The sequence below is a fragment of the Mesorhizobium sp. M7A.F.Ca.CA.002.15.2.1 genome (genome assembly GCF_003998715.1).
Taxonomy (GTDB): domain Bacteria; phylum Pseudomonadota; class Alphaproteobacteria; order Rhizobiales; family Rhizobiaceae; genus Mesorhizobium; species Mesorhizobium ciceri.
In genome coordinates this window covers 1-507 of sequence record NZ_RZPI01001244.1, presented here as the reverse complement: position 1 = coordinate 507, position 507 = coordinate 1, and the positions used below count along the sequence as shown (strand labels likewise).

Genomic DNA, 507 nt, shown 5'->3' with positions numbered 1-507 from the left:
CCGCACGCGCTTCCTCGGCTGGCGGGCGGAGAACGTGAAACTGTTCGCCTTCACCGTCTCGGCCGTCATGGCCGGCATAGCCGGCGCGCTCTACGTGCCGCAGGTCGGCATCATCAATCCGGGTGAATTCGAGCCGGCCAATTCGATTGAAGTCGTCGTCTGGGCGGCTGTCGGCGGGCGCGGCACCATTGTCGGGCCGATCATCGGTGCGTTGCTGGTCAATGCCGGAAAATCCTGGTTCACCGGCGTACTGCCGGAGTTCTGGCTGTTTGCACTGGGTGGACTATTCGTCGCCGTCACGCTTTTGCTGCCCAAGGGCATCATCGGCATGTGGGACAGCTGGCGCGGCAACGCCAAGGCGTTGCGAGCTGCTTCGATTGCCGAGGAAGCCGGCACCGATGCCGATGTCTCGCCGCCGGCGAAAATCGTTCGCAGTGAAGCAAGAAAGCCAGGTGACTGGTCCGCCAGCAACCCCGAACCACAGCCGGCGGAGTGAGCGACCATGTC

Annotated in this window: 1 pseudogene; it reads left to right on the top strand. The window is 63.9% G+C overall.

Annotation, left to right across the window (positions count from 1 at the left end):
• Positions 1-496 (top strand): annotated as a pseudogene (locus tag ENZ74_RS33920) (urea ABC transporter permease subunit UrtC); the annotation flags it as partial.
• Positions 497-507: the final 11 nt, after the last annotated feature.